The organism is Fusibacter sp. (genome assembly GCF_057447755.1).
On the sequence record NZ_JBVBZF010000179.1, the window covers coordinates 1 to 7,146 of the forward strand.

The 7,146-nt window shown below is 41.8% G+C and carries 3 protein-coding genes; 2 read left to right on the forward strand and 1 reads right to left on the reverse strand.

Going from position 1 to position 7,146, the window contains the following annotated elements:
* The coding region (locus AC220I_RS15605) for a VOC family protein (RefSeq protein WP_486724786.1) at window positions 1–264 on the reverse strand (264 nt) is incomplete at its 3' end.
* A 519-nt stretch (window positions 265–783) separates the two neighbouring features.
* On the opposite strand from AC220I_RS15605, the gene gltB reads away from it, so the two are divergent.
* Both gltB and AC220I_RS15615 read left to right on the forward strand, forming a co-directional pair.
* Window positions 784–5,343, forward strand: coding sequence for a glutamate synthase large subunit (gene gltB / locus AC220I_RS15610; protein ID WP_486724787.1), 4,560 nt, complete (start codon window positions 784–786; stop codon window positions 5,341–5,343).
* Window positions 5,344–5,357: 14 nt separating this feature from the next.
* On the forward strand, window positions 5,358–6,785 hold the full coding sequence (locus AC220I_RS15615) for a glutamate synthase subunit beta (RefSeq protein ID WP_486724788.1): 1,428 nt from the start codon (window positions 5,358–5,360) through the stop codon (window positions 6,783–6,785).
* Window positions 6,786–7,146: the final 361 nt, after the last annotated feature.

Genomic DNA, 7,146 nt, shown 5'->3' on the forward strand with positions numbered 1-7,146 from the left:
GATCGAAATCAACAAGCTGATGTTGTTTCCCATGGTCAAAGGCATGTCTGGAGGAACATCAGAAAACATAAGGGTATCTTCACCTAGTTTAATCTCGGTGTGCATAACAAGTTTTTTTACATCTTCGGTCATTGGGTATGATGGATCAGGGGGCATATCGCCATAATACATTATTTTTGGCATCTCCGACCCAAATACTCTTGCGTAAAATTCAGCAGCTTCCTTTGATTTGTCTCTAAAATTCATATACGCAATAATAGCCATTTCAAATCTCCTCTCATTAAAACAAGTACAACATTATTAGTGGTTGTTTTACAAATGTGTTTATTTTATACCTCATTCTCAAAATATAAAACACTTGTGTTTAAATTCGTAAAATGAAAGTTTTGGATGATTGTATTGCAAAATGCTATTATACAATCGTGTATAATGTTCCGTATTGGTATATTCCTTTGGAATAGTGTACACAAATGGATACATAGTAATTTCAAGGTGTTTAATACTTAACAATCTTTTTATCAAATGTCCACATGGGACGAACATAAAAAAACAAAAGATAAAAAATGCATTAAATTGACTAAATATGTATCAAAAACATATTGAAGTTTGCAAGAAAGCGATATATAATATTCAAAATTATCGAAATTTTTAGAAAATACAGTGCAGTGTTCAAAGTAATTTCATCAGTTACTTTTGAGGAGAGTGAATAGGTCTCTAATTTTTGCACCTTTTTACATTGTATACTGTATACAAAAAGACGGTTAGAATTTAGGGGGTAATATTATGAAATCAGTGGGGCTACCTGACCAGCAGGGCTTATATCGTCCTGAATATGAAAAAGACAATTGTGGTGTCGGCTTTGTGGCAAATATCAACGGTGATAAGAGCCATACAATTGTGAAAAAAGGTATAGAAATACTTGTTAACATGACGCATAGAGGGGCAGCAGGCTCTGACCCAAACACAGGTGATGGTGCGGGAATCATGTTCCAAATACCGCATGAATTTTTTGAAGTCATTTGTGAACACAAGGGCATTGAGTTACCGGCTAAAGGACAGTATGCCGTGGGCATGGTCTTTTTGCCGAAATCGCCTGCCATTAGATATCAATGCGAGGGCATTCTTGAGCGTATTGTCACTGAAGAAGGCGCATGTGTTTTAGGATGGCGAACTGTACCAACAGACAACGGCATGATCGGCGAGACCGCAAGAGGTACTGAACCAAACATCAGACAGGTCTTTATAGGCCTCGGACAAATCGAAAATTTAGAAGTCTTTAAACAAAAGCTTTACCTAATCCGAAAGAGAACAGAAAACGAAGTGAAGGCACTTGTCAAAAAGGGCACAGAATATTTTTATATCTGCAGCATGTCAAGTGAGACAATCGTTTATAAGGGGCTTTTGCTGCCTGACCAGATCGGACCATACTTCATAGACTTGCAGGATGTTAATTTTAAGAGTGCCATAGCGCTGGTGCATTCAAGATTCTCTACCAACACCTTCCCAACGTGGGATTTGGCGCATCCATACAGATATATAGCCCATAACGGTGAAATCAACACCATTAGGGGAAACCGAAATTGGATGAATGCAAGAGAAGGCGTTTTGAAGTCTTCCATATATGGAAAGGATTTTTCAAAACTCTATCCAATAGTGACGCCAAATGGCAGTGATTCTGCTTCTCTTGACAATGTTTTTGAACTCCTTGTAAAACATAATAATAGCAATGCAAAAGCCATGATGACACTGATTCCTGAAGCATGGGAAAATGATTTGAATATGGAACCAGGGTTGAAGGCCTTTTATGAAGTTAATAGTTCTTTGATTGAGCCTTGGGATGGACCTGCAGCTGTGTTTTTCTGTGATGGTGTACAAGTAGGCGCGACACTTGACAGAAATGGTCTAAGACCAGCAAAATACGTCATTACCAAAGGCGGTCTTATGGTTATGGCATCTGAGCTTGGCGTTTTGAAGTTCAGCCCTGAGGATGTCCTTGAAAAAGGTAGACTTGAGCCTGGAAAGATGATTATTGTGGATACAGAAAAAGGTCTACTGCTTAGAAATGATGAGATTAAAGAGTCCGTCTATTCAAGACACCCTTATGAGACCAAGTTGAAAGAGGCAAAAGTTTGCTTGGATGATTTACCAAACAACGAGGAAAACTACGTCTTAAGAGATGAAAATCTTCTTGAGAAGCAGGCGGCATTTGCCTATACCCTAGAGGATGTGAACCACGTGATTAGGACCATGGCCGAAACTGGCAAGGAACCACTGGGGTCCATGGGAAATGATGCACCGCTTGCAGTGCTTTCAGACCAGACACAGACCCTCTTTGCTTATTTCAGACAGCTCTTTGCCCAGGTTACAAATCCACCAATTGATCCGATTAGAGAAAAAATCGTCATGTCACTTATGAAGTGCATGGGGACTCAATCCAGCTTTTTAGATGAAAAACCCAGCTTTTTACCTTTTATCAGACTGGAAACGCCTGTCTTGTCCAATGCTGAGACCCGTAAGATCAAAGCACTTAGAAATGCACATTTCAATGCGACAAAAATTCCAATTACCTTCAAGGCAGATGAGGGGGTAGAGGGCTTTAAAAAGGCACTAAACCTCATTTGTGAACGCGCATCAAAACGCGTAAATGAAGGTTACAATTTACTCATATTAAGCGACAAGAAGGTAGATGGCTATGAGGCAGCAATACCAAGTCTCTTGGCAGTATCTGCAGTTCATCATCACCTGATTGACCAGAAGACCAGAACAAAGGTCTCTATAATCGTTGAAGCAGGTGATGTTAGAGAGACTACCCATGTGGCCTTGCTCATGGGTTATGGTGCAAGTGCAGTGAATCCGTATCTTGCCATTGAGACGGCTAAAAATTTAGTGAATCAAGGACTAATCAAATCTGTTACAGCTGAAGAAGCAGGCTATAACCTTATTAACTCCCTTTCTTCGGGCTTGCTTAAAATCCTATCCAAGATGGGGATCTGTACCATTCAGTCTTACCAAGGGGCACAAATATTTGAAGCACTTGGGCTTGGCGAGACCTTTATCGATCGATACTTCCCAGGGACGCCGACGAGTATTGGGGGTCTCGGCATAGAGGAAATTGCCAGAGAGACGCTTGAAAATCATGCAAAAGCTTTTAACCGTTTGAGAAAGCCAAGTTATGAGCTGGAAATTGGTGGACAGCATGTATGGCGAAAGGGTGGCGAACGCCATCTCTTTAATCCAGAGACTATTTATTTATTACAGCAGGCCACTAGACTTGACGACTATGAAATCTACAAGCAATATGCAGGCAAAATCAACGATCAATCAAAGGGACTCTTTACACTTAGAGGCTTGTTTGAACTCAAAGGCAATAGACCTTCAATCCCAATCGATGAAGTTGAGCCAATCAGTGAAATTATCAAAAGATTTTGCACTGGTGCCATGTCGTTTGGTTCCCTTAGTAAAGAAGTCCATGAAACCATTGCCATTGCCATGAACCGTTTGGGGGCGAAAAGCAACAGCGGTGAAGGCGGTGAGGACGATGAACGCTATGAAGTGGATGCTAATGGCAATGACAAGAGAAGTGCCATAAAGCAAATCGCCTCTGCTCGATTCGGTGTAAATACCAACTACATCATGCATGCAGATGAGCTTCAAATCAAAGTGGCACAAGGTGCAAAACCAGGTGAGGGTGGACATCTACCAGGAAGCAAGGTCACCGTTCATATTGCCAAGGTAAGACATTCAACGCCTGGCATTGACCTGATATCACCACCACCTCATCATGACATTTACTCAATTGAGGATTTGGCACAATTGATTTTCGACCTTAAATCTACAAACCCTAATGCCAGAATCAGCGTAAAGCTCGTGTCGGAGGTGGGGATTGGAACCATTGCGGCTGGTGTTGCCAAAGCACATGCAGATATGATTTTAATCAGTGGACATGACGGCGGTACCGGTGCATCCCCCTTATCTTCTATTAAAACAGCAGGGATTCCTTGGGAAATTGGTCTGTCAGAAACGCATCAAGTTCTCCTGCTCAACAACCTCAGGAGTCGAGTTAGATTACAGACAGATGGCCAACTTAAGACGGGCCGAGATATTGTCGTCGGTGCCTTATTGGGGGCTGAGGAGTTTGGTTTTGCCACAACAGCACTTGTTATTATGGGTTGTACAATGCTGAGACATTGTAACAAGAACAACTGTGATTTGGGAGTTGCAACACAAGATCCTGAACTTAGAAAACACTTTTCGGGCAAACCGGAATATCTGATGAATTTCATGAGATTTATAGCGCGCGAAACCAGAGAGATCATGGCGGACTTAGGTTTTAGAACCGTCGATGAAATGGTGGGTCACATAGATGTCATAAAGGTAAATCAGGAAATTAACCACTGGAAGGCAAAGCACCTCAACTTTGACAAGGTGCTCTATAAGCCAGATATGCCAATGAGAATGAAGCCTTATTGTGTTAAGGCTCAAGATCATGGTATTGACCAAAGCTTTGATCATAAACTCATTGAAATCTCGAAAAACGCCATTAAATACAAGCGTTCTGTAAGAGGGGCCTTTGAAATAAAGAATACCAACCGTTCTGTGGGGGCCATGCTCTCGGGTAAAATTGTGAGTGCTTTCGGTGCAAAGGGTCTTGATGAAGACATGATTCACCTTACCTTCTACGGCTCTGCTGGACAAAGCTTTGGGGCCTTTGGTGCCAAGGGACTTACCATGGTCTTAGAGGGTGAAGCCAATGACTATGTTGGCAAGGGTTTATCAGGGGCAAAAATCATCGTGAAACCACCACAAAATTCGACCTTTGATGCAAGTAAGACCTACATTGCAGGCAATACCTTATTATATGGCGCAACTGATGGTGAAGTTTACATCAATGGCTGTGTCGGTGAGCGTTTCGCCGTGAGAAACAGTGGCGCAACAGCTATCGTAGAAGGTGTCGGTAACCATGGTTGTGAATACATGACGGGTGGTAGTGTGGTCGTTCTGGGCAACATCGGTAAAAATTTTGCGGCAGGTATGTCAGGCGGAGAAGTATTTGTTTATGATCCAGACCAGACCCTTTCTAAAAAATGCAATCTTGAAATGGTAAACATCTACGACCTATCTGAGAAAGAGCAAGAAAAGGTTAAGGCACTCGTCAGCAAGCATTATTTATATACGGAATCAAAAAAGGCGCTTGATATCTTGGAGAACTGGGAATCTTGCGTTAAGAACTTTAGATACGTAGTATCACCAGCCTACAAGCAAATTCTTGAAAATCAAAATGAATCATTATTTGAGGTCATCAACGAAGTGGACGATACCGCTAAGCTAGAAGCGATTTCTTAAAGGAGGGGAGACATATGAAAGACATTATGCTTTTTAATGAAGAGAGCCGTAAAAATTTTAAGTTGAGACCTGTCTCTCAAAGACTCAAGGACAATCGCAGTGTCTACAAGCCTTTGGATGAAGAGACCATGTCCACACAGGCAGGCAGATGCATGACCTGTGGGACGACATTTTGTAGCTTTGGGTGTCCACTTGGCAACCTTATTTCTTACTGGAATGAGATGACAGAAGACTTCAACTGGCAGCACGCCTATGAGATGCTCAGTAGAACCAGTAACTTCCCTGAGTTTACCTCAAGGGTATGTCCAGCCTTATGCGAGGCATCTTGTAATTTAGGGGTTAATCATGAACCCGTTTCCATAAGAGAAATAGAGTATACCATTATAGAACATGCTTTTAAGGAAGGTTGGGTTATGCCGAGGATTCCAAAGATGAAAACAGGTAAAAAGATTGCAATCGTGGGGTCTGGCCCTGCAGGTCTTGCGGCGGCGGATGAACTCAATGCCGTAGGTCATGAATGTGTGGTCTTTGAACGTAATGCTGAACCGGGAGGCCTCATGCGTTATGGCATTCCTAACTTTAAACTTGAAAAGGAAATCATCAATCGCCGAATTGACTTGATGAAATCAGCAGGGGTTGATTTCAAGATGAACACCTGTGTGGGTGAGGACTTATCACCCAAAGAAATGCTTAAGACCTTTGATGTATTGGTACTCACAGGAGGATCAACCATTCCGAGAGACTTAAAGGTGGCAGGTAGAGATTTGGAAGGCATTTACTATGCCGTAGACTATCTTGAAAACCATACCAAGCGCCTTCACAATGTAGACACGGGTGGGCTCATACTGGATGCTAAAGATAAAAATGTCCTGGTAATTGGCGGTGGTGACACAGGCTCTGACTGCATCGGCACAGCCAATCGTCAGGGGGCTAAATCCGTATATCAAATTGAGATTATGCCAAAACCACCAAAAGAGCGGGATGCTTCAACACCGTGGCCGCTTTACCCAAGACTCCACAAGGAGACCTCTTCACATAAGGAAGGCTGCATTCAGAATTGGGAGATTAACACCAAAGAAATTCAAGGTGATAAAAAGGTAGAGAAGGTTGTCCTTGAACGCATCCAGTGGGAAAATGTAAATGGCAGAATGGTATTGTCACCAATTGAAGACAGTGAATTCACACTTGAGATTGATATGGTTTTACTTGCCATGGGATTTGTCTCACCTCAGTATGAGGGGATGATTGAAAATCTAGGTCTTGAGCTAGATGAAAGGGGTAACCTCAAGACGGACAATAAATATCAAACCTCTCTAGATGCTGTTTTTTCTGCCGGTGACATGAGAAGTGGTCAATCCTTGGTGGTCAAGGCCATCAAAGAGGGCAGAGAAGTTGCAAAGCATGTGGACGAATTCCTCATGGGTGAAACCTTTATAAAATAAGGCTAGAAATAAGTATGACTAGAACAAGATAAACAAGAGACAAACAGGAGACAAACAGGAGACAAACAAGAGATAACTAAGAAATAACTAGGTGATGATTAAGTGCCTAATAGGCCTTAAACGAAAAAAGATGTAACGCATATGTTACATCTTTTTTTATTTGATACACTGGTTACTCAAAGGGATAAAAAATCAAAAACGTTGAAATTGCAAGGCTTATGCAAGTTTGTGATGGCTTGAACAACTTTGGCATTGTCCTTGCAATTAGATAGAGTACCTAACACGATTTATAAAGGTTAGGAATTTATAGGAGGGCGTTATGGAGATAGGTAAGAACAGAACGGGTATTGTTTTGACAATC